Source organism: Mycobacterium senriense (assembly GCF_019668465.1).
Lineage (GTDB): Bacteria > Actinomycetota > Actinomycetes > Mycobacteriales > Mycobacteriaceae > Mycobacterium > Mycobacterium senriense.
In genome coordinates this window covers 2,942,589-2,968,250 of record NZ_AP024828.1, presented here as the reverse complement: position 1 = coordinate 2,968,250, position 25,662 = coordinate 2,942,589, and the positions used below count along the sequence as shown (strand labels likewise).

Below are 25,662 nucleotides of genomic sequence, written 5' to 3'. Positions count from 1 at the left end.
AACTGCCTGTACCCAGTCCAAAGCACAGCTACCCCGAGATCGGGGTTGCCAACCCGGCGGTTAGCGGCGGCGGGACCGCAGGTAGTCGCCGACCACGGCCGCTCCCAAGCCGTCGAGATCGGGTACCACGACCCGTCCCTCGACCCGCCGGGCGACCTGGTCGATGAATCTCGCCAGGCCCGGGTCGCTGCCTAGCCGGAAGATGGTGATCTGGGCGCCCAGCCGCGCCATCTCGTCGAAGCCGCGCACGGTGTGGGCGATGGTCCGCGGATGCGGCGGATAGTCGAAGAACACGGTCGTGCCGTCGCCGTCGAAATCCTCCAGGTGCGCGGTCGGCTCACCGTCGGTCACCACCAGCACCACGGGCTGCGCGTTGGGATGGCGGCGCAGATGGCGACCGGCCAGCGCCAGCGCGTGATGCAGGTTGGTGCCCTGCTCGTAAACGCCCTCGAGCCCGGTGAGCTCGGCGGCGGTCACCGTCCGGGCGTATCGCCCAAAAGCGATGATCTGCAAGGCATCCGAGCGAAAGCGCGTGCACACCAGATGGTTCAGCGCCAGCGCCGTCTGCTTCATGGGCAGCCAGCGATTCTCCATCACCATGGAGAACGAGGTATCGACCAGCAGCGCGACCGCGGCCTGCGTACGCGTCTCGGTCTCGGAGACCTCGACGTCGTCGACGGTGATCTTCAACCGTCCGTCCGGGCCGTCCGGGGTGGCGGTTCCCGATTGCCGCAGAACGGCATTGGTCAACGTGCGGGAGATGTTCCACGGCTCGGTGTCGCCGAACTGCCAGGGCCGGGTGGCGCCGGTGAGTTCGCCGGCCGCTCCCGCACGCCGATGGTCGCGCTCCCCACGGCGCCCGGAAAGCTGTTGTGCCACATCGCGTAGCGCCGTCTCACCGAGTCGGCGCATGGCCTTCGGCGACAGCCGCCACTGGCCGTCGGAGCCGCGATCTAAGAACCCCTGATTGACCAGTGCGCGTTCCAATTCGGCCAGGGTGCGGGCGTCGACGGCCGCCTCGTCACCGAGCTGGCGCGCCAGCGCGTCCAGGTCGACGTCGTCCATCGTGGCGCCCGGATAGCTCTGCGAGAGCTGCTCGGCCAGCTGCTCCAGCTCGGCGATATCGGACAGCGCCTGGGTGCCCTCCCCCATCCCGAACGGGTTGTCACCGGAGAACTGCTCGGACCCGCTCCAGTCCTCCCCCGGCCGTGCCGCCTGCAGGTGCGCATCGAGCCGGTTCAGCGCCTGCATCAGCGAGGGCGAGCCAAAAGCTTGCTGCGCCAACGCATCCAGCTCCGCGCGCTGCTCGGCGCTCAGGCTGTTGCGGAAACGCTGGGCCGCGGCGGCGCGCTTGGCCAGGGAATCCAGCAACTCATCGACGTTGCGCGGGTTCTCCGGGAAGAACTCGCCGTGCTTGTCCATGAAGTCTTCGAAGTCTTGCTGGGTGTCCTCGCCGCGGGCGTGCTTGTCCAGCAGGTCATTGAGGTCGTTGACCATGTCGTTGACCCGCTGGCGATCCTCGTCGGTGGCGCCTTCCAGGGCCTGCTTCATGCCCGCGAAGCGTTGGTCGAGCATTTCGCGGCCGAGCAGATCCTTGATCTGGTCGTACTTTTGGCGCGCCTCGCCGCTGCGCCAGTTGTAGTCGGAGAGCTCCTGGACGGCCTTGGCCGGCGACGACGGCAGCGCGTCCAGTTGCAGTTCGCCGAACCGGGCGTCGTCGTCGAGCGCGCGGGCCAGCTCCTTGCGTTCGGCCAGCACGGCCTCATCGAGGAGTTTCTTGATCTCTTGCAGGGTTCCGTCTAAGTTGTTGCGCCGCAACAAATCCCGTCGCCGCCGGTTGGCCTCGGCGGCCAGCCGGTCGGCACCGGGCATGTTCTTGGTGCCGCGGCGCAGCAGCTCCGACAGCGCACGGCGCGGCGACGTGCCGGCCATGACATCCTGGCCGATCTGTTCGAGCGCCTCGCGCAGATCCACCGGCGGGGCCAGCGGGTCGGGGCCGCCGGTGTACGCCGAGTAGCGTGAGGAATGCCCTTTAGCCATAGACGGTTTGACCCTCCCCGGATACCTTGTCGATGCGCTTGGCCAGATACAGGGCCTCGAGAGCCAGTTCCAGCGCCGCGGCGCGTTCGCCTTCGGACTGCGCGCCGAGCTTGACCGCGATCTTGTCCACCACGGGCAGGTTCGGGACGGCGGCCAGCACGTCCTTGGCCGATACCCGCTCGCCCGTCGTCACCGCCGAACCGCCCTCGACCGCGCTCACCAGCGAACCGACGTCGATGCCGCCCAGCAGCCGCGACGCGGTGTCCGCGGTCGCGCGCCGCAGCAGGTGTTCGAGCACGGCCTGCTCGCGGCCCTCCTCGCCGGACTCGAATTCCAGCTTGCCGCGCAGGACGTCGATCACCGTGCCCAGGTCGACCACCCGGGCCACCGGATCGGTCTCCCCCAGCACCGCACCGCGATGCCGCGCGGCGGCGGCCACGGTCTCGGCGGCGGCGATCGCGAACCGTGCCGACACCCCGGAGCGTTGATCGACGGAATTGGACTCCCGCAGGTAGCGGGCGAAGCGCGCGATGACCTGCATCAGGTAGTCGGGAACCTGGGCCGACAGGTGCGCTTCCTGCGCGATCACGCCGACTTCCGCGTCGAGCTCGAGCGGGTAGTGGGTCCGGATCTCCGCGCCGAAACGGTCTTTGAGCGGGGTGATGATGCGGCCCCGGTTGGTGTAGTCCTCGGGGTTGGCGCTGGCGACCACCAACACGTCCAGCGGGAGGCGCAGCGTGTAACCGCGGACCTGGATGTCGCGTTCCTCCATCACGTTGAGCATCGACACCTGGATGCGCTCGGCGAGGTCGGGCAGTTCGTTGACCGCGACGATGCCGCGGTGCGCGCGCGGGATCAGGCCGTAGGCGATGGTCTCCGGGTCTCCCAGGCTGCGGCCCTCGGCGACCTTGATCGGGTCGATGTCGCCGACCAGGTCGGCGACGCTGGTGTCGGGGGTGGCGAGCTTTTCGGTGTAGCGCTCGCTGCGATGCTTCCATTCGATCGGCAGGTCGTCGCCCAGGGTGACGGCCTTGCGGATGGACTCCGGCGTGATCGGCGAGAAGGGGTGCTCACCCAGTTCGGCCCCGGCGATCACCGGCGTCCACTCGTCGAGCAATCCGGTCAGCGCACGCAGCAGCCGGGTCTTGCCCTGGCCGCGTTCACCGAGCAGAACGAAGTCGTGGCCCGCGATCAGCGCCCGCTCCAGCTGGGGCAAGACGGTGTCGTCGAATCCCAGAATGCCCGGCCAGATGTCATCACCCTCGGCCAATGCGGTGAGCAGATTTTCGCGTATTTCCTGCTTGACACCCCGTTCGCGATGACCGGAGGCACGCAGTTCGCCGACTGTGCGGGGCAGGTTGCTCGGTGACGTCACCACTCCACGCTACGACGCGCGCTCAGACGAGTCATACCAAGGGCGTTCACTACACGCGTATTGACACCCGCGCCGCCCGCGCGCACACCGTGGCTAGTGCGCGAAGTGGCGCGCCCCGGTGAGGTAGAGCGAAATGCCGGCGTCGGCGGCCGCCGCGGTCACCTCGTCGTCGCGCACCGATCCGCCGGGGTGCACGATCGCCTTCACGCCGGCGCCGGTCAGCGTCTCGAGTCCGTCGGGGAACGGGAAGAACGCGTCCGAGGCCGCGACCGCGCCGCGCACCCGGTCACCGCCGCGTTCGACGGCCAGCCGGGCGGCGTCGACCCGGTTCACCTGACCCATGCCGACACCGATGGTGGCGCCCCCGCCGGCGATCACGATCGCGTTCGATTTCACCGCGCGACAGACGCGCCAGGCGAACACCAGGTCGGCCAGCGTCGCCGGATCGGCGGGTGAACCGGTGGCCAGGGTCCAGTTCACCGGGTTGTCCCCGTGCGCGTCGAGCTCGTCGCGCTGCTGCACCAGCAGGCCGCCGCTGATCGGCCGCAGCTCGGTGCCACCGCTCAGCGGCTCCGAGCCCACCAGCACCCGGATGTTCTTCTTGCGGGTCAGCACCTCCAGCGCGGCCGGCTCGTAGGCGGGCGCGACGATGACCTCGGTGAAGATGGTGCTGACGTACTCGGCCATCTCCAGGCTGACTTCGGTGTTGGCCGCGATGACCCCGCCGAAGGCGCTCAGCGGATCGCACTCGTGCGCCTTGCGGTGTGCGTCCGCGACCGATGCCGACGAGATGGCGATCCCACATGGGTTGGCGTGCTTGATGATTGCCACGCAGGTCTGCTCGTGGTCAAAGGCGGCCCGCCAGGCCGCGTCCGCATCGGTGAAGTTGTTGTAGGACATCTCTTTTCCGTGCAACTGCTCGGCCTGCGCCAGCCCCGGCCACGCACCCGGGTCGCTGTACAGCGCCGCCTGCTGGTGCGGGTTCTCGCCGTAGCGCAGCATCGCCGAACGGCGCCAGCTGCGGCCCAACCACTTCGGGAAGGTCGTCGGCGGGTGCTCGGGAGCCAGCGTCGACTCCATCCAGCTCGCGACCGCGATGTCGTACTCGGCGGTGTGCTGAAACGCCAGCGAGGCCAGCTTTTTACGCTCGCCGAGGGTAAAGCCGCCGTCGCGCACCGCGGCGAGCACTCCGTCGTAACCTCGCGGGTCGGTGATCACCGCCACGCTGGGGTGGTTTTTCGCCGCGGCCCGCACCATCGACGGGCCACCGATGTCGATCTGTTCAACGCATTCGTCGATGCTTGCCCCCGAGTCGACGGTCTCGGTGAAGGGATACAGGTTGACGACGACGAGCTCGAAGCCCGCAATCCCGAGTTCCTCGAGCGCGGCGGCGTGCTCGGGCTTGCGAAGGTCCGCCAGCAGTCCCGCGTGCACGCGCGGGTGCAGGGTTTTGACGCGGCCGTCGAGGACTTCGGGAAAACCGGTCAGCTCCTCGACCCGGGTCACCGGAATGCCTTTGTCGGCAATGACCTTCGCGGTGGACCCGGTCGAGACGATCTCGACGCCCGCGCCCGCCAGGCCCTGGGCGAGGTCGACCAGTCCGGTCTTGTCGTACACGCTGATCAAGGCGCGCCGGATCGGCCGTTTGGCGTCTTCGCGCCAGTCGTCGGTGCTCATCGGTTCGTCGCCTTTCGTCCGATCGTCGCTGTTCTCCCGACCAGGGTCAGGCCGCCGGTTGCGATCGCGGCCACCACGTCCACCAGGAGCTTGCGTTCGGTGACTTTGATGCGTTCATGCAGAGTCTCTTCGGTGTCGCCGTCGAGCACCGGAACGGATTCCTGCGCCAGGATCGGCCCGGTGTCCGTCCCTGCGTCTACCAGGTGCACCGTACAGCCTGTGACCTTCACACCGTAGGCCAACGCGTCGGACACTCCGTGCGCGCCCGGAAACGCCGGCAACAGCGCCGGATGGGTGTTGATGACGCGGCCGTAGAACCGCGAAAGAAACTGCGGCCCAAGTATTTTCATGAATCCGGCGGAGACCACCAAGTCGGGTGAATGCGCGGCGGTGGCCTCGGTGATGGCGGTGTCCCAGGTGTCGCGGTCCGGGTGATCGCCGAGCCGGACGGTGAAGGCGGGCACGGACGCGGCCGCGGCGATCTCGGTGGCCAGGCAGTCGCGGTCGGCACCGACGGCGACCACCCGGGCCGGGTAGTCCGCGACGGCCGACGTCAGCAGCGAATTCAGCAGCGACCCGGTGCCCGACGCCAGCACCACTACCCGCGCCGGTGCATTCGGGGGCACATGGAGCGGTTCGACCACATCGGCGAGCCTACTGGCGACGTCATCGCGCCGACGATCAGGCTGGCCGCAGGGGAATTGCCCTAATCCCCGGAATCTCGCTCGGGCGCGCCTCGCTCCGGTTCGGCGGGGGCCGGCACGTCACCATCGGCCGGCGCGTCGGCGTCGGCTGGGTCGGCAGAGGCGACCACGTCCTCCGCAGGCACGTCGCCCCCATCGCCCGCAGGCATGTCGCCCGAGTCGGCCGAATCCGCCGGGATCGCGTCGTCCCCCTCCGCGCCGTCGGGCAGCCGATCGTCGAAAACGCCCGCGAGGTCCGCGGGTTCCTCGACGGCCGGGACCGGTGCGCGCCTGGGCTTGATCCTTCGGGGACGGCGCATGATCCCGCCGCTCATCACCACAGTGATCCCGCCGACGACCGCGAACCAGAAGAAGACGCCGACGAGCAACGCGCCCTGGTCCACGCCGACGTGGCCGAAGTTGCCCAGCTGGCCGCTGCCGGCGTAAGCGAGCAACGACATCACCAGCGTCCCGCCGACCGCGGCGACCAGGAGCTTGGCCGCGGCGGGGAGCAGCGGCAGCGCACGCCGGGCGCATTGCTGGCCGACCGCCACGCCGGAGGACGCGCCGACGATCAGCAGCGCCACCCAAACCGGTCCCAACGGTGGCCTGGGGACCGCGGCCAGCACCGGCAGGGCCGGGATATCGCCACCGAACACGGTGAATGAACTGAAGGTCGCGAACCCGATGTGCGCGCTGGAGCCGACGGCCATCGCCGCGGTGCCCACAATCACGTTGGGCGCGTAGAGCATTGACAGCAGGGTGAGGCTGAACTCACCAAAGATCGAATCGGTGATGCCGTAGAGCTCCTGCATGGTCGACCAGTGCACGACCAACGATCCGGCCGCCACCAGCCCGGACAGCCCGAGCAACGCCAGCAGACCGGCGGATGCGGCGCGCACGGAGTCGCCGAGCCAGAACGGCAGCGACGCGGCCGCCAGCACGCGCGGCCCCACCCGGGACCACACACCGATACCGGCGCCGGCGGCATGAACCACGAGCACGCTGAGGAACGCGCGCAGCGCGCTGGGTGTTTGCAGCTCGGTGATCACCGAGGACGCGTCGTGGATGACCGCCAGGGCGATCGCCGCCATCAGCAGCGGGCCGCCCAGCGCCGAGGCGACGACCCAGCGGACGACCAGCCACGACGAGTGGGGTGTGGTGGCACGCGCCGTGCTGCGCGCGGTCGCCCAGACCATCAACAGGACCGGCAGCAGCGGCATCACCCCGAGTTCGCGGCCACCGATCGAGACCGGGACCTGGTGCACGCCCAGCCACATGCTGGCGATGGCGCCCAGCGCGCCGGTCATGTCGCTGTTGGCGATCAACAACTGGATCAGCGTGACCGCGGCGATGATGACCAACGCCACCACTGCCGGCGCGAACGCGACCCTGACTAGGTCACGCGCCTGGCGAGCGCCCGCTGCCCGGTTGTCCTCCACCCGTGTCACTCTGGGGCACGTCCCCGACTAGGCGCGACAGCGCACGGTTAGGAGGGCGCTGGCCCAGACGGTGACGACCCCGACTGCTGCTCCTGGCCGAACTGCTGGCCCCCACCCTGCTCGGAGAAGTTCGTGGTCGCCGAACCGGCATCCGATCCGCCGGCGTTCGGCGGCGGGCTGAAGCTGGGGAAGCCAGTGGGCGGCGTGGACGGGCCATGCTGCTGCGCGGACGGCTGGGGACCCGACTGCGGCGACGGCTGCGCGCCGAAACCGCCGGTGTGCGCGCCACTATGGGTGGGCGCCGCGCCGGGCGAATAGCCGCCGTACTGCGACCCGTATCCCTGCGGCGACTGCTGCTGGCCCCCGTGCTGCTGGCCCGCCTGCTGTCCGTAGTAGGGCTGCTGACCGTACTGGCCGTATTGCCCGTACTGCTGGTTGTACTGCGCGTAGGGGTCGTACTTGGGCCGCGGCGCCGGCGCGGTGATCACCCCGGACTCCAGCAGGACCACGACGACCGCGGCGATCGCCTGCAGCACGACGGCCGCCACCAGCGGCCACATCGCCCAGCCGATCGCGAAACCGGCGGGCAGGTTGATCGTCTCGGTGATGGCCAGCAACGCACCCAGGACCGCGATCACCGCGACGATCCCCGGGTAGTTCTTAGTCTTTGGCAGCAGGCCCAGCCCGGCGAGCAGCGCGGCCAGCACGGCAACCACCACCGCGGTGCCCGCGTCGCCGGCGCGCCCACCGATGCCCGGGCCGAGGTCGGCGCCGATGGTGAAGGTGGGTCCGAAGTTCAGCAGGTACGCCGCCAGCCCCAGCACAACCACCGCGATGTTCAGGTAGAACGGCAGCTTGCTCGTTCCGTCGTCGTCCTTGGCGAAGGACGGTGTGGCACCCGCATAGCTGCCGCCGGGTTGCGCCGGTGGATAGCCCGGGCTTCCGGGAGAGTAGGTCATGGCTCCTCCTGTTGCTTCCAGTGCCTTGAACTGCCTAGCGGTCGCCACGGTTGCAGTGCAACGCTGTGCTTCCAGGCGCCTCGCTGCGTTAGCGACGCGGTCGATCACCCACGCTAGCGCACGTGCGGCAACCTGTGCCGCCGCCACCGGCTTGGACGGCGCGGCCCACGCCAGGCGGCGCCGCGAGCCCCTCGCGAGACGGTCCGTGTCACAACGGCTTGCCCCGCGGAGGTAGAACACGTTCTAATTCTCTGCATGGATTACGGGCTTGTGCTTTTTACCAGCGATCGCGGCATCTCCCCGGCGAAGGCCGCGAAGCTCGCCGACGACCATGGCTTTCAGACCTTCTACGTGCCAGAACACACTCACATCCCGGTGAAGCGCGAGGCGGCGCATCCCACGACGGGCGACGAATCGCTGCCCGACGATCGCTACATGCGGACACTAGACCCATGGGTAAGTTTGGGTGCCGCGTGCGCGGTCACCTCGCGGGTGCGGCTGTCCACCGCGGTGGCCCTGCCGGTCGAGCACGACCCGATCACCCTAGCGAAAAGTATTGCCACCCTTGACCACCTGTCGGGCGGACGAGTCAGCCTGGGCGTCGGGTTCGGCTGGAACACCGACGAACTGGCCGACCACAACGTGCCACCGGGCCGGCGCCGCACCATGCTGCGCGAATACCTCGAGGCGATGCGGGCGCTGTGGACCGAAGAGGAAGCCCAGTACGACGGCGAGTTCGTGAAGTTCGGCCCCAGCTGGGCCTGGCCCAAGCCGGTGCAGTCGCACATCCCGGTGCTGGTGGGCGCCGCGGGCACCGAGAAGAACTTCAAGTGGATCGCCCGCAGCGCCGACGGCTGGATCACCACTCCGCGCGACTTCGACATCGACGAGCCGGTGAAGCTGCTGCAGGACACCTGGGCGGCCGCGGGCCGCGACGGCGCCCCGCAGATCGTGGCGCTGGACTTCAAGCCGGTGCCCGAGAAGCTCGCCAAGTGGGCCGAGCTCGGGGTGACCGAGGTGCTGTTCGGGCTGCCGGACAAATCCGAGGACGAGGTCGCCGCCTACGTCGAGCGGCTGGCCGGCAAGCTCGCCGCCCTGGTCTGACAACGATTCGTCGCACGGACCGCGGCGTCAGGCCAGCGTGGCCCGGTTGTCCTTCTCGGTCGGCCGGACCACGATCGAGGCCCCGAGCGGCTCGCCGTCGCCGAGCAGGCCGACCAGATCGGGGTCCTCGCTCAGGGCCAGGAAGCGGCTGCCGTCGTCGTCGAGGCGGCCGACGATGATGCCGGTGTGCACCGGCCAGTCGTAGCGCACGGTGTAGGTCTCGATGGTGGCCGGACCGTCGGCCTTGATGCTCACCGGCATCGTGGGACGGGCGGCGACCTCGGCGCGCAGTGCGGCGCTGTTGTCGGGTTTCCAGTTCACCGGCGTTGTCGAGTACACGCCGACGGAGTACTTGCTCATGATCCCGCCATTGGCCGCGACCAGGCCGAACTGGCCTGGGAGGTCCCGCATTTCGCTGACCGTCTCGGCGATGCCGTGCAGTGAGTAGCTGTTTCCGGGTCCGCCGAAGTACGGCAGACCGCCGGTGAGCGTCAGCCCGCGGGGATCGTCGGGGGCCAGACCCGCTCCGTCGCAGAAGTTGAACACCGGCACCGGGAAGCAGCTGTACAGGTCGAAGGTCGAGACGTCGTCGATGCCGACGCCCGCCCCGGCAAGAGCTTCCCGGACCGCCAGCACCGAGGCCGAGTTGTGCGTCAGGTCGAGGCGGTCCAGCAGCGGCTGGTCCACCATGTCGGCGTGGCCGTGCAGGAACACCCAGCGTTCCTCGGGCACGCCGAGCCGGCGGGCGGCGCCCACCGACATCAGCAGCGCGGCCGCCCCCTGGTTGACCTGGTCGCGGGCCACCAGCAGCCTCGGGTACGGATCGCAGATCATCCGGTTGGACGCGGTGACGGTGATGAGCTCGTCGACGCTGCGCTCCACCGGGGAGGACGCGAACGGGTTCTTCGCCGCCACCTTGGTGAACGGGGCGAACAGCTCGCCCATCTGGCGCCGGTAGTCGGCCACGCTCAAGCCCAGCCGGGCGCGGCGCGCGTTCTCCAGCAGCCCGTACTGTGCCGGCGCTCCGATCAGGCCGTGCGCGACCGTGTAGTCGTCGAAGAGGCCGTCGTAGCCGAAGCCCCGGTCCTCGAGGGAACCCTCGACGGTATCGGAGTGGTCCGGCTTATCCCGGTCGGCGAAATACCGGATGCTGGACGTGTTTTCGGAGCCGAAGATCATCACGACCTCGGCCTGGCCCGAGGCGATGACGCCGGCGAACTCGGTGACCAGGTGCTGGGGGCCCTGGCCGCCGATCGGCTCAAGAATCGCGTGGGCCGGTGCGGCGCCGATGCGCTTGGCCACCGACCGCGGGTAGTTGTTGGACTTGCCCATCGGCGCGGGTGTGCGGCCGGAGAGCTCGAACTGCCGGAGCGCGGCGACGGTGTCGATAGCCGCGGCGACGGCCGTTGCGTCGGCCCCGGTGTCATGCAGCGCGGCCCGCGCCGCTGCCGTCGCCAGTTCCACCGACGACATTCCGCGGTAGCCGGAGTCCTCGATTCGCTCGGTGAACTGCCCCACGCCGACGATGACGGGGGTGTTCGGGTCGAGATTCATAGACCCACTATCTACCGAGGGTCGGGCGCCGGCCAAATCCGCGGCCCGTGCAGGGTTGGCCCTACAGGGTCTGCAGGATCTCCCGGGCCAGCGCGGCGGTCTCTGACGGGGTCTTGCCCACCTTGACGCCGGCCGCCTCCAGGGCCTCCTTCTTGGCGGCCGCGGTGCCCGACGAGCCGGACACGATGGCGCCCGCGTGGCCCATCGTCTTACCTTCCGGTGCGGTGAATCCCGCGACGTAGCCGACGACCGGCTTGGACACGTTGGCCTTGATGTAGTCGGCCGCACGCTCCTCGGCGTCACCGCCGATCTCACCGATCATCACGATGACCTTGGTGTCGGGGTCCTTCTCGAAGGCCTCGATGGCGTCGATGTGGGTGGTGCCGATCACCGGGTCGCCACCGATGCCGATCGAGGTGGAGAAACCGAAATCGCGCAGCTCGTACATCATCTGGTAGGTCAGGGTGCCCGACTTGGACACCAGGCCGACCGGGCCGGGCCCGCTGATGTTCGCCGGGGTGATGCCGGCCAGCGCCTCGCCCGGGGTGATGATGCCGGGACAGTTCGGCCCGATGATTCGCGTCTTCTGCCCCTTGTCGACGTTGTAGGCCCACGCGTACGCGCTGTCCTGCACCGGGATTCCCTCGGTGATGACGACCAGCAGCGGGATCTCGGCGTCGATGGCCTCGATGACCGCGTCCTTGGCGAACTTCGGCGGCACGAAGACGACCGACACGTTGGCGCCGGTCTCCTTCATCGCCTCCGCGACGGTGCCGAAGACCGGGAGCTCGACGTCCTTGCCGACGGGGTCCACGTGCGACACGGTCGTGCCGGCCTTGCGGGCGTTCACGCCGCCGACCACCTGGGTGCCGGCCTTCAACATGAGCGCGGTGTGCTTGGTGCCCTCACCACCGGTGATGCCCTGGACGATTACCTTGGAGTCTTTGTTCAGGAAGATCGACATCTCTCGTGTCCCTTACTTGTTCGCCAGCTCGGCGGCTTTGTCGGCACCGGCGTCCATGGTCTCGGCCTGGATCACCAGCGGGTGGTTGGCTTGGGCCAGGATGCGGCGGCCTTGGTCGACGTTGTTGCCGTCGAGCCGGACCACGAGCGGCTTGTTGGCCTCGTCGCCGAGCATGTTCAGCGCGGTCACGATGCCGTTGGCGACGGCGTCGCAGGAGGTGATGCCGCCGAACACGTTCACGAACACGCTCTTGACCTGCTTGTCGTTCAGGATGACGTCGAGACCTGCGGCCATCACCTCGGCCGACGCGCCACCACCGATGTCGAGGAAGTTGGCCGGCTTGACCCCGCCGTGCTTCTCGCCCGCGTAGGCGACGACGTCGAGCGTCGACATGACCAGGCCCGCACCGTTGCCGATGATGCCCACGGCACCGTCGAGCTTGACGTAGTTGAGGTCGTGTTCCTTGGCCTTGAGTTCGAGTGGGTCGGTGGCGTCGCGGTCCTCGAACTCGGCGTGGCCGGGCTGGCGGAAGTCGGCGTTGGCGTCCAACGTGACCTTGCCGTCCAGCGCCAGGATCTGGTCCTGCGGGTCGCGCACCAGCGGGTTGACCTCAACCAGGGTGGCGTCCTCGGCGACGAAGACCTCCCACAGCTTGTTGATGGTGATCGCGGCGGCGTCCAGCACCTCGGCGGGCAGGTGGCCCTGCTCGGCGATGGAACGCGCGGTCGCCAGGTCGACACCCTTGACGGCGTCCACCGGAACCTTGGCCAGCCGCTCGGGCTTGGTGGCGGCGACCTCTTCGATCTCCATGCCGCCCTCGACCGAGCACATGGCCAGGTAGGTGCGGTTGGCGCGGTCGAGCAGGAAGGAGATGTAGTACTCCTCGGCGATGTCGCTGGCCTCGGCGACCAGCAGCTTCTTCACCACGTGCCCCTTGATGTCGAGACCGAGGATGTTCTTGGCGTGCTCGTAGGCGTCGTCGGGCGTCGCCGCGTACTTGACGCCACCCGCCTTGCCACGGCCGCCGACCTTGACCTGCGCTTTGACCATCACCGGACGGCCGATCTCGGTGGCGATCTCGCGAGCGCCCTCGGCGGTGTCGGTCACGCGTCCCGGCGTAGTCGGTACGTTGTGCTTGGCGAACAATTCTTTTGCTTGATACTCGAAAAGGTCCATGGACTCTCTGTCTTCGCTCGACTCAACTACTAGGCCTCTTGGTGGGCGGTGCCGCGCTCGGCAACTCGCACGGACGAACTGTATCCACCCCTCAAACGCCTTTGACCGCCGCGTCCGCCGATGTGGCACAGCTCACCGGCTAGGGGTTGACCGCCCGCGTGATCCAAATCACAATTCTGCCCGGATTTTCCAACGAGGTTGCCAGCCCCGCGCGTTAGCGGATACCTTCCTAGGGTCCAGATAACGTTATGGTCACGATACGAGGACATTTCAGGTTGTCCCAGCATCTTTTTGCCCGGCCTTCTGCCGTAACTGAAGGCGTTGTGCGGGTAGGTCGCGCCGCAGGCGCCCGGTGGGCCGACGCACCGCACCGCACCGAAGTCACCGAGATCCTTCCGCTCGACGGGTTTGACTTCGACGAGTTCGAGTTCAGCGACGACGCCGGTGATCTCGGCGACTTGGACTTCAGCAACGACTCTCCGTTCAACAACGAAGCTCAGGTGTTGCTGGCGCCCGAGCTAGACGACCTGAACGAGGCCGACGACGTCCGCCCGGTATGGCTGGCCGCACCCGTCACCGAGGTGCTGCCGCGGGTGATCGTCGAGCCGCGCACCGAGCGGAGGCCCGCCACCGACGTCGTCGGCGTCGCACGCCGCGGCGGGCAGCACCGCAAGCAACCGACCAGCGCGGCCCGGGGCCGGCTGCTGATCTCGGCGATGGCCGCCGGCGCCGCCGCCGCGGCCGCCCACACGGCCACCAGCCACGCCGACACCCCCAAGACCGACGCCGTGCTGACCGCCAACGCGTCCGCGCTCACCGGCGGGGCCGGCGGCAGCAGCACCGTCCGCGGCCCCCAGGTGATCGCCGCGGCGCCGGCATCCACCGCCGCGCTGCACAACCAGGAGCTCGCCAAGGGCGTCGCCTTCGCCAACGATCGGGCTCAGCGCGAGGCGCGGTTGTCACAGCCGCTCTACGTGATGCCGACCAAGGGCATCTTCACCTCAAACTTCGGCTATCGATGGGGCGTGCTGCACGCCGGTATCGACCTGGCCAACTCGATCGGGACACCGATCTACGCGGTGTCCGACGGCGTCGTCATCGACTCCGGCCCGGCCAGCGGCTACGGCATGCTGGTCAAGCTGCGTCACGCCGACGGCACGGTCACGCTCTACGGCCACATCAACACCACGCTGGTAAGCGTCGGTGAGCGCGTAATGGCCGGCGACCAGATCGCCACCATGGGCAACCGGGGTAATTCCACCGGCCCGCACCTGCACTTCGAGGTGCTGCAGGGTGGCAGCGAACGCATCGACCCCGTGCCGTGGCTCGCTAAGCGTGGTCTTATGGTCGGCAACTACGCTGGCTGAGGTGACCGCGCCGAACGACGAAACCTCCGGTCCGCGTCCGCCCGAGCACGATTCGCCCTCCGACTCACGGACACGGATCATAAGGCGCGCGCCCACCGGGCCCATCCCCACCACGCCGGACAGCCCGACCACCCACTTCGCTCCGCAGTCGGCGCCCTACCGGGCCGGTTCCCGTGCGGGTCGCACCGGCTATGCCGGAGTGCCGGCCCTTGAGCCCAGCGATCGGACGGCCGTCGCCGCCTGCGCGGTGAGCATCGTCAGCGGCTGGGCCACCTCGGTCGTCGCCACGGATCTGATCGCCGGTTGGTGGCGAACCGACCGCCTGTTCTGCATCGCGGTCGCCTTTCTGGCCCTGGTGTTCGCTGGCACCACGGTGTCGGGCGTGATCCTGTTGCTGCAGCGCCGATCGATCAGCCGCTACCTCCTGATGGCCGGCGCGCTGGTCGCCTTCCTCACTTACATCGGCGTGTTCATCGCCGGCGCCCGCGTCGCGTGGGTCGTCCACCTGATGCCGATATTGCCGATCGCCACGGTCGTGCTGGTGTTGCTGCCGCAGACCAAACGATGGCTGGAAGCCTGACGTTCGCCGGACGCGGCCGGCTAGAGCTTGCTGATCGGGGCGTGGTTGTGCATCAGCTTCACCCGCCCGGCGCTGCCGAAGTCGATCAGCGACATCGCCGATTCGCCGACGCCGGAGACCTCTTCGACCCGGCCCAGCCCGTACTTGTCGTGCGTCACCCGGTCGCCGGCCGCGAGCACCAGTAGCGGCCGCTTGCTCATCCCCGAGCGGGTCGGGGCCGCCCGCGGGGTGCCGAACCGGCCGGCGCCGCTCACCGGCGAACTGAACGACGGGGCCGGCGCGGTGCGCCGCCATTCGATGAGTTCCTGCGGAATCTCTTGCAGGAAGCGCGATTCCGGGTTGAGCATCGGCTGCCCCCAGGACGACCGGACGATGGCCCTGCTCACGTAGAGCCGTTGTCGCGCCCGAGTGATCCCGACGTAGGCCAGCCGCCGCTCCTCACAGAGTTCGACCGGATCGTCCAGCGACCGCATGTGGGGGAACATTCCGTCCTCCCAGCCGGTCACGAACACCACCGGAAACTCCAGACCCTTGGCGGTGTGCAGCGTCATCAGGGTGACCATGCCGGCGCCGTCCTCGGGGATCTCGTCGCTGTCGGAGACCAGCGAGACCCGCTCCAAGAACTCCGCCAGCACACCGGTGTCCGGCACGTCTTCGTCTTCGGGGGTCTGCAGCGACTCGCCCAGCGCCGCGGCGTTGGCCCGGTCGGTGCTGAATTCGTGTGCCACGCTGACGAGTTCGTTCAGGTTGTCCAGGCGCGCGAGCTCCTGGGGATCGGTGGAGGATTCGAGTTCCCGGCGGTATCCGGTGCGTTCGAGCACCGACTCGACCAAGTCTCCCAGATCGTCGTCCAGGCGGCCGCGCAGCTCGTCGAGCAACTCGACGAAACCGGCGATCGCCTTCTCCGCACGCGAATTCAGCATCGGCACTTTGCCTTCGGCCGCGGCCACGATCGCGTCGGCGAAACTGGCGCCGGTGTTCTCGGCGTACACCGCGACGCACGCCTCGGCGCGATCGCCGATGCCACGGCGGGGGGTGTTGAGGATGCGCCGCATGCTGACCGCGTCCCCGGGGTTGTCCAGCACCCGCAGATAGGCGACGATGTCGCGAATCTCCTTGCGCTCGTAAAAGCGCACTCCGCCAACGACTTTGTAAGGGATTCCGGCGCGGATGAACACCTCTTCGAACGACCGCGACGAGTTGTTGGTGCGGTAGAAGACGGCGACGTCGTTGTAGTTGATCTCGCCCTTTTCGGCGAGCGCGTCGATCTCCTCGGCGACGAAACGGGCCTCGTCGTGCTCGTTGTCGGCGACGTATCCGACGATCAGCTCGCCGGCACCTTCGGCGGTCCACAGCCGTTTGTCCCGGCGCCCGGTATTGCGGGCGATCACCGAGTTGGCCGCGGACAGGATGTTCTGCGTCGAGCGGTAATTCTGTTCCAGCAGAATGGTTGTCGCGTCGGGGTAGTCGCGTTCGAAGTCCTCGATGTTGCGGATCGTGGCCCCGCGGAACGCATAGATCGACTGGTCGGCGTCGCCGACGACGCACAATTCCGCAGGCGGCACCTCGTCACTGCCGGGCTGATTCGGCGGTCCGGGCTTCGCGTCGCCTCCACCGGCCCCCGGGCCGGCTCCGGCGAGTCTCGCTGAACCGCCGTGGCCGGCCAGTTCGCGCACCAGCACGTACTGCGCGTGGTTGGTGTCCTGGTACTCGTCGACGAGGACGTGCCGGAACCGCCGCCGGTAGTGCTGTGCGATCTGCGGGAAGGCCCGCAGCACCGCCACGGTCTCCCCGATCAGGTCGTCGAAGTCCAGCGCATTGGCCGCCCGCAGCCGCCGCTGGTATTCGCCGTAGACAGTGGCCACCGTGCGGGACAACTCGTCGGAATCGTCGGTCAGGTTGCCCACCGCCTGCGTGGGGTCGATCAGCTCGTTCTTCAGGTTGGAGATGGCATTGGCCAGCAGCCGGGGCGAGTACCGCTTGATGTCGAGCCCCATGTCGCGCCCGATCATCTGCAACAGGCGCCGCGAGTCGTCGGCGTCGTAGATGGAGAAGTTGGAGTTGAGGCCTTCGATCAGGGACGCCTGATTGCGCAGGATGCGCACGCAGGTCGAGTGGAAGGTCGAGACCCACATGGCGCGGGCCCGGTTTCCGACCAGCCGCACCACCCGTTCGCGCATCTCGGCGGCGGCCTTGTTGGTGAAGGTGATGGCCAGCACCTGGCCGACCCCGACCCCGCGTTCCGCGATCAGGTAGGCGATGCGGCGGGTCAACACCGCGGTCTTCCCCGAACCCGCACCCGCGACGATCAGCAAGGGGGAACCCTCATGCACCACTGCTTGGCGTTGTTGCGGATTGAGGCCTTCGAGCAGTTGATCTGCTTCGGAGGCCGGCTTGGCATCTGTTGCGTGCACACTCATGTCAGTCCAAACTTACCGCCGCCCACTGACGCACAGCGCCGCGGCATCAGACCAGGCTAGTGGGCCGGACGGCCGGGACGGCGTCACTCGGACTACCGGGAATTCGGCGTGTCGGAATGCAATTCACCACCCGAATTTTGCCCGGCGCCTTAATTGCACCCGAGTCAAAAAGCGCAGCTTAAACCCCCTTTTGCGCCTTTACCGCTTTTAGTGGCACACTCGATTGGTGCTCACCGTGCAGTGTCGGCGACGCTCCTCGACTCAGGAGTGGCATCGCCGATTTCCCTACGGGTACCAGTTCGCGGCGCCCGTGGCATAACTGCTTCCGCAGAGCCCCGTGGTCCGCTTGCGGCACTCGGGGCTCGTCTTTTGTGAGGCCCGATACTGCATGAGACCAGAACCCCCACATCACGACGACGCGGAGCCAGCAGACATGGACATCGACACGGTGACGACCGACGAAATAACCGACATAGATGAGTTGCGCCAAGAGATCGACCGGCTCGACGCCGCGATTCTCGCAGCGGTCCAGCGGCGCACCGAGGTGTCACAGGCAATCGGCAAAGCCCGGATGGCGTCCGGCGGCACGCGGCTTGTCCACAGCCGCGAAATGAAGGTCATCGAGCGCTACAGCGAGCTCGGCCCCGAGGGCAAGGACCTGGCGATACTGCTGCTGCGGTTGGGCAGGGGCCGGCTCGGCCACTGACCTCGGCGGTTCATTCGTCGGGCTCAGAGCTCCCCGCTACACCTGGCTCCGTCACGGCGCAGCCCATAGGGTCGAAGCATGACCTCCGTGCACACCCTGCCCGACATCACCGCCACTCCGGCGTGGGACGCCCTGCGCAGGCATCATGAACGAATCGGCGAAACCCATCTGCGGCAGTTCTTCGACGACGATCCCGATCGCGGCCGCGAGCTGACCGTCTCCGTCGGCGACCTCTACATCGATTACAGCAAGCACCGCATCACGCGAGAAACGCTGGGGCTCTTGGTCGATCTGGCGCGCACGGCCAACCTCGAAGAGCGCCGCGACCAGATGTTCGCCGGCGTGCACATCAACACCTCGGAGGATCGCGCGGTGCTGCACATCGCGCTGCGACTGCCCCGGGACGCCGAGCTGGTCGTCGACGGCGAGAACGTTGTCCAAGAGGTGCACGAGGTGCTCGACGCCATGGGTAAATTCACCGACCGGTTGCGCAGCGGTGAATGGACGGGGGCCAGCGGGAAACGAATCAGCACGGTGGTCAACATCGGGATCGGTGGATCGGACCTCGGCCCGGTGATGGTCTATCGGGCCCTGCGCCACTACGCGGACGCGGGGATCTCGGCGCGGTTCGTCTCCAACGTCGACCCGGCCGACCTGATCGCCACTCTGGCCGACTTAGACCCGGCCACAACACTTTTCATCGTCGCGTCGAAGACGTTCTCGACGCTGGAAACCCTGACCAACGCCACCGCGGCGCGCCGGTGGATCACCGATGCCCTCGGCGACGCCGCGGTGGCGCAGCACTTCGTCGCCGTCTCCACCAACAAACGTCTGGTCGACGACTTCGGCATCAACACCGACAACATGTTCGGTTTCTGGGACTGGGTCGGCGGCCGCTACTCGGTGGACTCGGCGATCGGCCTGTCGGTGATGGCCGTCATCGGCCGAGAAGCCTTCGCGGACTTCCTTTCCGGGTTCCACATCGTCGACCGGCACTTCAAGACCGCGCCACTGGAGTCCAATGCGCCTGTGCTGCTTGGGCTTATCGGCCTGTGGTACTCCAACTTCATGGGCGCACAATCGCGCGCCGTGCTGCCGTACTCCAACGACCTGGCGCGCTTCGCGGCCTACCTGCAACAGCTGACCATGGAGTCCAATGGCAAGTCGACCCGCGTGGACGGCACCCCGGTCACCACGGACACCGGTGAAATCTTCTGGGGCGAACCGGGAACCAACGGGCAGCACGCGTTCTACCAGTTGTTGCACCAGGGCACCCGGCTGGTGCCCGCCGACTTCATCGGCTTCAGCCAACCCCTCGACGATCTGCCCACCGCCGAGGGCGACGGCAGCATGCACGACCTGTTGATGAGCAATTTCTTCGCCCAGACCCAGGTGCTGGCCTTCGGCAAGACCGCCGAAGAGATCGCCGCCGAAGGCACGCCCGCGGAGATCGTGCCGCACAAGGTGATGCCCGGTAACCGGCCGTCGACCTCGATCCTGGCCACCCGGCTCACCCCGTCGGTCATGGGACAGCTGATCGCGCTGTACGAGCATCAGGTCTTCACCGAGGGCGTGATCTGGGGAATCGACTCTTTCGACCAATGGGGTGTGGAGCTGGGCAAAACCCAGGCCAAGGCACTGCTTCCGGTGATCACCGCCGACGGGTCGCCGGCGCCGCAGTCGGACAGCTCCACCGATGCCCTGGTGCGCCGCTACCGCAGCGAACGCGGGCGAACCAGCTGACTCAGGCGAACATCTTGGTCAGCTGAGGCGGCAGCACCCGCATCAACTGCACCAGCGGGGCCCACGGCCACCACGGCACCGCGGCGCGGCCGGGCTCCCGTTCCATCGCGGCGACGAGGGCGTTGACGCCGGTTTCGTTGTCCACCATCAACATTGTGCTGTTGGACTTGGCCGTCATCTCCGACTCGATGTAGCCGGGCTCGATGACCGAAACCTTGACGGGCCCCTTGGCGTATTCGGCGCGCAGCGATTCACCCAGTGAGCTCACCCCGGCCTTGCTCGCCGCATACGCCGCCTTCACACCCGGCACGCCCTTGTTGCCGAGCACCGACGAGATCAGCACCAGGTGACCCGAACCGTTCTTGTTGAACATCTCCAGCGCGGTCTCGATCTGCACCAGGGCCGAGACCAGGTTGGTCTCGATGGTGGCCTTGTTGGCCCACAGCTTGCCGGAGCCCAGCTTCGCGCCCTTGCCGATGCCGGCGTTGACGACGATTCGGTCGATGCCGCCCAGCTCGTCGCTGAGTTCGGCGAACACCTTGGGGACGGCCTCGTGATCGTTAACGTCCAGCGCGGCGACCGCGATCTGGATGCCCGGATACTTCTGCGAGAGCTCGGCTTTCAGCTCATCGAGCCGGTCGGTGCGACGCGCGCACAGCGCAAGGTCGCGGCCCTTGGCGGCGAAGGCGCGCGCCATGCCGGCGCCCAGGCCCGAGCTGGCGCCGGTGATGAGGATCTTCTGGCGAGTCATCGGGGCAGCATATCGACAGGTGTCGAGTCCGGAGTCGGGCGACTACTTCAGCAAACGCGACATGCGCCGGTCCGCCAGGATCTTGCCGCCGGTCTGGCACGTCGGGCAGTACTGGAAAGACTTGTCCGCGAACGACACTTCGCGCACGGTGTCCCCGCATACCGGGCAGGGCAGCCCGGTGCGGGCATGCACCCGCAATCCGGAGCGCTTCTCGCCCTTGAGCATGGCGGCCCCCTGCCCGACGGACCGGCTCACCGCGTCGGTGAGTACCGAGACCATCGCGTCGTGCAGCGTGGCGAGCTGCGCGTCGGACAGCTTGCCGGCAGTGGCGAACGGAGAAATGCGCGCGACGTGCAGGATCTCGTCGCTGTAGGCGTTGCCGATCCCGGCGATCACCTTCTGGTCGGTGATGACCGTCTTGATCCGGCCGGTGTTGCCCGCCAGCACGTCGGCCAGCGCGCCGAGGTCCAGGTCCAACGCGTCCGGGCCGAGCGCGGCGATCCCGGGGACCTGGGCCGGGTCGTCGACCAGCCACACCGCCAGCCGTTTCTGGGTGCCGGCCTCGGTGAGATCGAAGCCCGGCGCCTCACCGGGCGTGCCCAGGTGCACCCGCAGCGCGATCGGGCCCTTGCCGGGCCGCAGCGGCGCCGCGGCCAGCTTGTCCGACCACCGCAGCCAGCCCGCACGCGACAGATGGGCGATCAGGAAAAGATTGTCGGTGCGCAGCCCCAGGTACTTGCCCCACCGCTCGGCCCCGACAACGGCCTGGCCGTGCAGCGCATTGATCGGCGGGTCGAAGGTCTTCAGCACGGACAGGGCGGCGACGTCGACCCGCCCGATCGTCAGGCCGACGGCGTGGCGCCGCAGATGGTCGACCAGCGCTTCGATCTCGGGTAGTTCGGGCACGGTTTCAGTGTGCCGGTCGCAGCAAATAGGTGTCCATGATCCAGCCGTGCCGGGCGCGGGCTTCGGCTCGCAGCGAAACGATGCGGGGACCCGCCTCGCCGACCGTGCCCGCGATGAGCAGTTCGTCGTCGGTGCCCAGGTAGGCGCCCCACCAGATTCGCGTGTCGGGCGGGCAGAGCTGGAACGAGCAGTCGGCGTCGAGCATCACGACGGCGGATCCGGCGGTCGGCCCGTGGGTGCGCAGCTGCCGCCCGGTGGTGATCAGAACGGGCTCGCCGACCTCGTTGAGCGGGATGCGGTGCCGGGCGGTCAGCGCCTGCACGGCGGTGATGCCCGGGATGACGTCGAACGTGAAGTCGACCCGTTCGGCCACCGCGTCGAGGATGCGCAGCGTGCTGTCGTAGAGCGACGGGTCGCCCCACGCCAAAAACCCGCCGACGCCGTGCGGACCCAGCTCGGCGCCGATGGCGTCGGCCCAGATCTGCGCGCGGGCGGCGTGCCAATCCGCAACCGCGTCCCGGTATTCGGCGTCATCGGCACGCTTGGGGTCGGGCAGCTCGACGAAGCGGAAGCCCGGCTCACGGATGAAACGGCCGCAGATCTCGCGGCGCAGCGCCACCAGGTCGCTCTTCTGCTCGCCTTTGTCCATCGCGAAGAACACCTGGGTGTCGTTGAGCGCCTCGATCGCCTGCACGGTCACGTAGGCGGGGTCGCCGGCCCCGATGCCGATGACGTGAATGTGCCGGCCCACCATGCCGCCTCCTGATGCTCGTTGCCCGCCAGATTGCCGAATCGCAACCTCTGGGATCTAGCCGGGACCGCAAGTACCCAGTACCATGGGTACCGTCTGAAGCACCCAATGGAGGGACGCCAGCGATGACCACCCCGGTGAAGCCAACTGGACCGAGTCGTGAAGACTTCTCGGACCGATTGCTGAAGGGCTCGGTCAAAAAGTCCTACGAACCCGTCGTCGACATCGACTGGGACGCCCCGCTGGACCCGGACAAGTTCTACCTGCCGCCCCGGCTGGTGTCGCTCTACGGCACGCCGATGTGGGACGAGATGACCCGCGAGCAACAGATCGAGCTGTCCCGACAGGAATTGGTCAACACCCTCTCTGCCGGGATCTGGTTCGAGAACATGCTCAACCAGGCGCTGCTGCGCACGATCCTGCACGAGGACCCGACCAGCAGGTCGACCCATTACAAGCTGACCGAACTGGGCGACGAGACCCGCCACATGGTGATGTTCGGCAAGGCGATCGAACGTATCGGCGCCAAACCGGTGCGCCCCAAACTGTTTCACCGGATGATCATCAACTGCCTGCCGCTGGCGTTTCAGCGCGGCTCGATGCTCTGGGTGGCCGCCCTGATCGGTGAGGAGATCTTCGACTCGCTGCAGCGACAGATGATGGACGACCCGGAGCTGCAGCCAATCATTCAGCGGCTCATGCGGATTCACGTCACCGAAGAGGCCCGCCACATCCAGTTCGCGCGCGACGGTGCCCGCAAGCGCGTGGTCGAGATGCCCCGGTTCAACCGCTGGTTCATGGCCAACATCAACGGACTGGGCGGCTACTTCTTCAACTACCTGTTCAGCAATCCCGTCCCCTACGCGCGGGCGGGTCTGGACCCTAAGCAGGCCCGCAGGGTCGCGCGCACCAGTCCGCACCGCCGCGACATACAGGCCGCCGGATTCGCGCCACTGGCGGCGTTTTTGACCGAGGTCGGCCTGATGGGCTCGATTGCACGCCGCGGCTGGAAGCGCAGCAGGTTTCTGTGACGCAGCCGCCGGACCACACCGAGCGCCGCTGCCACATCGTCGTCGTCGGGGCGGGTGCCTGCGCCACGAGCGCCCAAACTGCCTTGCTGGCAGCCGGTTTCACCGACCACATGATGCTGGACCGACCCGCCGGGGACGCGCGCTTTGAGGACGACTCCGACACATGGCTGTTGACCACGGCGGCGGGCGACCAAATCCGGGCCGATGTCGTCGTCGCCGCCCACCATCCGGTTCAGCGGCCCTGGCTGCCCGACATCCCCGGACGCGACGAGTTCGGCGAAGCGGCGTTTCACGCGGCGGCGTGGGATCCCGTATTCGATCCGTCCGGCAAGCACATCGCGGTAATAGGCACCGACGCCGCAGCCGCCCACCACCTCGGTCGGCTGACCCAGGCGGCGGCATCGGTCACCGTGTTCGCCCACGCACCGCGTCGCGTGGTGGCCGACATCCCGGCGTGGTCCAGCCGCGCCACACGCTGGCTGCGCCGCCGCACGCCGGCCTCGCGGCCTCGGGTCGCCATCGCCGGATCCGCGATCGAGGCGGTGACCGCATCGGGCGTGCGCACCGCCGACGGCGTCGGCCACCGCGTCGACGCCATCGTCTACGGCACCGGCTACTTCATCCCCGAGGACGTCGCCGACCAGACCCTGGTCGGCTCGGCCGCGCAGACCATCCGGCAGGTCTGGCACGACGGCATGGAGCCGTTCTGCGGGGTGGCGATTCGCGGGTTCCCCAATTACTTCTTCGTCACCGGTCCCGATCCGGACGCGCAGGCGCGCTACGTCGCCGAGTGCCTGAAAGTCATGAGGCGCACGGCCAGTGGCCGCATCGAGGTGCGCGCCAGCAGCCAGCGGGTGTTCAACGAGCGCGCCCTGCTGCGGCCGGCCGAGCCGCCCTCGGTGGCATCCGCCTTCGATCTCTCGGCCAGCGCGCCCGCCGGTGACGACACGTACGACGGCGCCGCCACGCTCGAAATCGCCGGCGCCCACCACTCGGTGCGGGTCCGGCTGACCGGTCATCTGGACCCGATCGACGGCCGCTACCACTGGCAGGGCACGGTGTTTGGTTCTCCGTCGGGCGGCGACATCCTCAAACAAGCACGGACGGGCACGCTCACGGTCGGTGAGCGCAGCGCGCCGGCACGCATCGTCGAACAGACACCGTGGGGGACGCACTCGGTCGCCGGAGTGGGCGCTCCCCCCTACGCGCTGAGCAACCACTGAGCCGACATGTGCTCCGCCGCGCCGGCTTACGCGCGGCGCGGCGGCTCAAGCCTTTGCGCTGGTTAACCCCCTGTTCTTCGGACATACCGAAAAGTTTGGCGGTGGTCACCGCGTGGTAACCCGGTGGGAAGCGTGGGCTGGGCATTTGACTCCATAGCGCATCGGGGCGGGGATTGGTCGGCTCCCCGACGGGTGTGGGAGGGGGCGCATGGTGCTTTCGTTCCGGGCTTGCGGCATGGATTTGCGAAAATCCCAATCGCGGCCCGCGGTTCGCGGCTGTATTGAGGCCGCTGGTTCGCGAAGTAGACTTTTGCCGCTGAGAGCGGATACTCAAGCAGTCGGCCCGGCATGATGCGAGGAGCGGGAAATGGAACCGGACGCCAGGACCGAGCTGGGATGAGCCCGGTGGCCGTTGCGATGCGGACGGATGACTCGGTTGCCGTTCTGACCGTCGACGGCGAGCTTGACGCCGCGCACTCGACCGCCCTTCGCGAACGCATCCTCAAAGCCACGCTGGAAGATGCCGCCGCGGTGATCGTCAACGTCTCCGGGCTCAAGGTGCACACCGAATCGGCATGGGCGACCTTCATGGGCGCGTACTGGCAGCTCGGCAGCGCCCCCCACATTCCGATCGCGCTGGTCTGCACCGACCGGGCGGCTCGCGAGGTGATCACCAATAGCGGTGTCACCCATTTCATGCCGGTCTATGCGAGCGAGAAAGCCGCGCTGAAGGCGCTCGGCCAGAACAGCCGGCGCCCGGTTCGGCGCACCGATGTGCAGCTGCCCGCGGACCTGACCAGTCTGCGCGAGTCACGGCGCCTGGTCCGCGAATGGCTCACCACCTGGTCGCAGTCCAAGCTCATTCCGGTGGCGCTGGTGGTGGTCAACGTGTTCGTGGAGAACGTGCTGGAGCACACCGCCAGCGTTCCGGCGGTGCGCATCGAAGCGCAGGGCACCACGGCGACCATCGCGGTCTCGGATGCGAGCAACACGCCCGCGGTGCGACTGCCGTCGCCGAAAAAGGGCATCGACGTGTCCGGACTCGCGATCGTCGACGCGTTGTCCCGTGCCTGGGGCAGCACGCCCACCTCGTCCGGCAAGACCGTGTGGGCGGTCATCGGCCCCGAGAACCAGCTGTAGCCCAACACCTCTCCCGGTCGGCGGCCCGGTTGTCGCCGCGCCGATCTGCCGGTTGTGCTGAAACTAGAAC

Annotated in this window: 21 protein-coding genes and 1 pseudogene; 8 read left to right on the top strand and 14 right to left on the bottom strand. The window is 68.1% G+C overall.

The features are described from left to right. Window positions 1-60 precede the first annotated feature (60 nt). The 6 genes from MTY59_RS14350 to MTY59_RS14325 form a co-directional block, all read right to left on the bottom strand. Window positions 61-2,040 (bottom strand): vWA domain-containing protein, encoded by a 1,980-nt coding sequence (locus MTY59_RS14350; RefSeq protein ID WP_221041740.1) that lies wholly within the window; start codon window positions 2,038-2,040, stop codon window positions 61-63. Continuing rightward, window positions 2,033-3,418, bottom strand: coding sequence for a sigma 54-interacting transcriptional regulator (locus tag MTY59_RS14345; RefSeq protein WP_221041739.1), 1,386 nt, complete (start codon window positions 3,416-3,418; stop codon window positions 2,033-2,035). Before MTY59_RS14345 ends, MTY59_RS14350 begins: the two co-directional genes overlap by 8 nt. A 90-nt stretch (window positions 3,419-3,508) precedes the next feature. Continuing rightward, window positions 3,509-5,092 carry a bifunctional phosphoribosylaminoimidazolecarboxamide formyltransferase/IMP cyclohydrolase gene (gene purH / locus MTY59_RS14340; RefSeq protein ID WP_221041738.1) on the bottom strand — a complete coding sequence of 528 codons (1,584 nt, stop codon included), beginning with the start codon at window positions 5,090-5,092 and terminating at the stop codon, window positions 3,509-3,511. After that, on the bottom strand, window positions 5,089-5,736 hold the full coding sequence (gene purN / locus MTY59_RS14335; protein WP_221041737.1) for a phosphoribosylglycinamide formyltransferase: 648 nt from the start codon (window positions 5,734-5,736) through the stop codon (window positions 5,089-5,091). The genes purH and purN overlap by 4 nt, the downstream gene beginning before the upstream one ends. Before the next feature lie 62 nt (window positions 5,737-5,798). Continuing rightward, window positions 5,799-7,217 (bottom strand): cell division protein PerM, encoded by a 1,419-nt coding sequence (locus MTY59_RS14330; protein WP_221041736.1) that lies wholly within the window; start codon window positions 7,215-7,217, stop codon window positions 5,799-5,801. A 47-nt stretch (window positions 7,218-7,264) separates the two neighbouring features. Then, window positions 7,265-8,176, bottom strand: a complete 912-nt coding sequence (locus tag MTY59_RS14325; protein WP_221041735.1) for a DUF5336 domain-containing protein — start codon at window positions 8,174-8,176, stop codon at window positions 7,265-7,267. 255 nt (window positions 8,177-8,431) lie between these two features. Here MTY59_RS14325 and MTY59_RS14320 point away from each other — a divergent pair, with 255 nt between their 5' ends. Then, entirely contained in the window at window positions 8,432-9,280 is an 849-nt protein-coding gene (locus MTY59_RS14320; RefSeq protein ID WP_221041734.1) for an LLM class F420-dependent oxidoreductase, read from the top strand. A 27-nt stretch (window positions 9,281-9,307) separates the two neighbouring features. On the opposite strand, the gene MTY59_RS14315 is transcribed toward MTY59_RS14320, so the two are convergent. The 3 genes from MTY59_RS14315 to sucC all read right to left on the bottom strand — a co-directional run bounded on the left by MTY59_RS14315 (window position 9,308) and on the right by sucC (window position 12,974). After that, entirely contained in the window at window positions 9,308-10,834 is a 1,527-nt protein-coding gene (locus MTY59_RS14315; protein ID WP_221041733.1) for an acetyl-CoA acetyltransferase, read from the bottom strand. A 61-nt stretch (window positions 10,835-10,895) separates the two neighbouring features. After that, window positions 10,896-11,798 (bottom strand): succinate--CoA ligase subunit alpha, encoded by a 903-nt coding sequence (sucD, locus tag MTY59_RS14310; RefSeq protein WP_221041732.1) that lies wholly within the window; start codon window positions 11,796-11,798, stop codon window positions 10,896-10,898. A 12-nt stretch (window positions 11,799-11,810) separates the two neighbouring features. Next, complete coding sequence (gene sucC, locus MTY59_RS14305; RefSeq protein WP_221041731.1) at window positions 11,811-12,974, bottom strand: ADP-forming succinate--CoA ligase subunit beta; 1,164 nt, start codon at window positions 12,972-12,974, stop codon at window positions 11,811-11,813. A 323-nt stretch (window positions 12,975-13,297) separates the two neighbouring features. Between sucC and MTY59_RS14300 the strand changes: the two genes are divergently transcribed. Beyond that, complete coding sequence (locus MTY59_RS14300) at window positions 13,298-14,341, top strand: M23 family metallopeptidase (RefSeq protein ID WP_221041730.1); 1,044 nt, start codon at window positions 13,298-13,300, stop codon at window positions 14,339-14,341. 1 nt (window position 14,342) lies between these two features. Then, window positions 14,343-14,921: a hypothetical protein gene (locus MTY59_RS14295; RefSeq protein WP_221041729.1), complete on the top strand. Its 579-nt coding sequence runs from the start codon at window positions 14,343-14,345 to the stop codon at window positions 14,919-14,921. A 20-nt stretch (window positions 14,922-14,941) separates the two neighbouring features. Here the strand turns inward: MTY59_RS14295 and pcrA are convergent, their stop codons facing one another. Beyond that, on the bottom strand, window positions 14,942-17,341 hold the full coding sequence (gene pcrA / locus MTY59_RS14290) for a DNA helicase PcrA (RefSeq protein WP_221041728.1): 2,400 nt from the start codon (window positions 17,339-17,341) through the stop codon (window positions 14,942-14,944). A 388-nt stretch (window positions 17,342-17,729) separates the two neighbouring features. Here pcrA and MTY59_RS14285 point away from each other — a divergent pair, with 388 nt between their 5' ends. Together MTY59_RS14285 and pgi are read left to right on the top strand one after the other, a co-directional pair. After that, entirely contained in the window at window positions 17,730-18,047 is a 318-nt protein-coding gene (locus tag MTY59_RS14285) for a chorismate mutase (protein WP_221041727.1), read from the top strand. 78 nt (window positions 18,048-18,125) lie between these two features. After that, complete coding sequence (pgi, locus tag MTY59_RS14280) at window positions 18,126-19,790, top strand: glucose-6-phosphate isomerase (protein WP_221041726.1); 1,665 nt, start codon at window positions 18,126-18,128, stop codon at window positions 19,788-19,790. Window position 19,791: 1 nt separating this feature from the next. Here the strand turns inward: pgi and MTY59_RS14275 are convergent, their stop codons facing one another. The 4 genes and pseudogenes from MTY59_RS14275 to cobF all read right to left on the bottom strand — a co-directional run bounded on the left by MTY59_RS14275 (window position 19,792) and on the right by cobF (window position 22,198). Then, window positions 19,792-20,541, bottom strand: a complete 750-nt coding sequence (locus MTY59_RS14275; protein WP_085289756.1) for an SDR family oxidoreductase — start codon at window positions 20,539-20,541, stop codon at window positions 19,792-19,794. Between the two features lie 42 nt (window positions 20,542-20,583). Next, the gene (locus tag MTY59_RS27365) at window positions 20,584-21,042 is read right to left on the bottom strand and encodes a zinc finger domain-containing protein (protein WP_250160868.1); all 459 of its coding nucleotides are present in this window, start codon (window positions 21,040-21,042) and stop codon (window positions 20,584-20,586) included. 162 nt (window positions 21,043-21,204) lie between these two features. Further along, window positions 21,205-21,447: pseudogene (locus MTY59_RS27360) on the bottom strand (DNA-formamidopyrimidine glycosylase family protein); the annotation flags it as partial. Window positions 21,448-21,451: 4 nt separating this feature from the next. Next, the gene (gene cobF / locus MTY59_RS14265) at window positions 21,452-22,198 is read right to left on the bottom strand and encodes a precorrin-6A synthase (deacetylating) (RefSeq protein WP_221046442.1); all 747 of its coding nucleotides are present in this window, start codon (window positions 22,196-22,198) and stop codon (window positions 21,452-21,454) included. A 125-nt stretch (window positions 22,199-22,323) separates the two neighbouring features. Here cobF and MTY59_RS14260 point away from each other — a divergent pair, with 125 nt between their 5' ends. The 3 genes from MTY59_RS14260 (at window position 22,324) to MTY59_RS14250 (ending at window position 25,592) form a co-directional block, all read left to right on the top strand. Next, window positions 22,324-23,229: an AurF N-oxygenase family protein gene (locus tag MTY59_RS14260; protein WP_221041724.1), complete on the top strand. Its 906-nt coding sequence runs from the start codon at window positions 22,324-22,326 to the stop codon at window positions 23,227-23,229. Beyond that, window positions 23,226-24,452: a DUF4873 domain-containing protein gene (locus MTY59_RS14255; protein ID WP_221041723.1), complete on the top strand. Its 1,227-nt coding sequence runs from the start codon at window positions 23,226-23,228 to the stop codon at window positions 24,450-24,452. The genes MTY59_RS14260 and MTY59_RS14255 overlap by 4 nt, the downstream gene beginning before the upstream one ends. A 396-nt stretch (window positions 24,453-24,848) precedes the next feature. Then, a complete protein-coding gene (locus tag MTY59_RS14250; protein ID WP_221041722.1) occupies window positions 24,849-25,592 on the top strand; it encodes an STAS domain-containing protein in 744 nt (247 codons plus the stop codon). Window positions 25,593-25,662: the final 70 nt, after the last annotated feature.

Bases quoted from the DNA above. Each gene is read 5' to 3' on its own strand.
- MTY59_RS14350 (WP_221041740.1), bottom strand. From the start codon at position 2,040: ATGGCTAAAGGGCATTCCTCACGCTACTCGGCGTACACCGGCGGCCCC.
- purH (WP_221041738.1), bottom strand. From the start codon at position 5,092: ATGAGCACCGACGACTGGCGCGAAGACGCCAAACGGCCGATCCGGCGC.
- MTY59_RS14325 (WP_221041735.1), bottom strand. From the start codon at position 8,176: ATGACCTACTCTCCCGGAAGCCCGGGCTATCCACCGGCGCAACCCGGC.
- MTY59_RS14320 (WP_221041734.1), top strand. From the start codon at position 8,432: ATGGATTACGGGCTTGTGCTTTTTACCAGCGATCGCGGCATCTCCCCG.
- MTY59_RS14315 (WP_221041733.1), bottom strand. From the start codon at position 10,834: ATGAATCTCGACCCGAACACCCCCGTCATCGTCGGCGTGGGGCAGTTC.
- sucD (WP_221041732.1), bottom strand. From the start codon at position 11,798: ATGTCGATCTTCCTGAACAAAGACTCCAAGGTAATCGTCCAGGGCATC.
- sucC (WP_221041731.1), bottom strand. From the start codon at position 12,974: ATGGACCTTTTCGAGTATCAAGCAAAAGAATTGTTCGCCAAGCACAAC.
- pcrA (WP_221041728.1), bottom strand. From the start codon at position 17,341: ATGAGTGTGCACGCAACAGATGCCAAGCCGGCCTCCGAAGCAGATCAA.
- MTY59_RS14285 (WP_221041727.1), top strand. From the start codon at position 17,730: ATGAGACCAGAACCCCCACATCACGACGACGCGGAGCCAGCAGACATG.
- pgi (WP_221041726.1), top strand. From the start codon at position 18,126: ATGACCTCCGTGCACACCCTGCCCGACATCACCGCCACTCCGGCGTGG.
- MTY59_RS14275 (WP_085289756.1), bottom strand. From the start codon at position 20,541: ATGACTCGCCAGAAGATCCTCATCACCGGCGCCAGCTCGGGCCTGGGC.
- MTY59_RS14260 (WP_221041724.1), top strand. From the start codon at position 22,324: ATGACCACCCCGGTGAAGCCAACTGGACCGAGTCGTGAAGACTTCTCG.
- MTY59_RS14250 (WP_221041722.1), top strand. From the start codon at position 24,849: ATGAGCCCGGTGGCCGTTGCGATGCGGACGGATGACTCGGTTGCCGTT.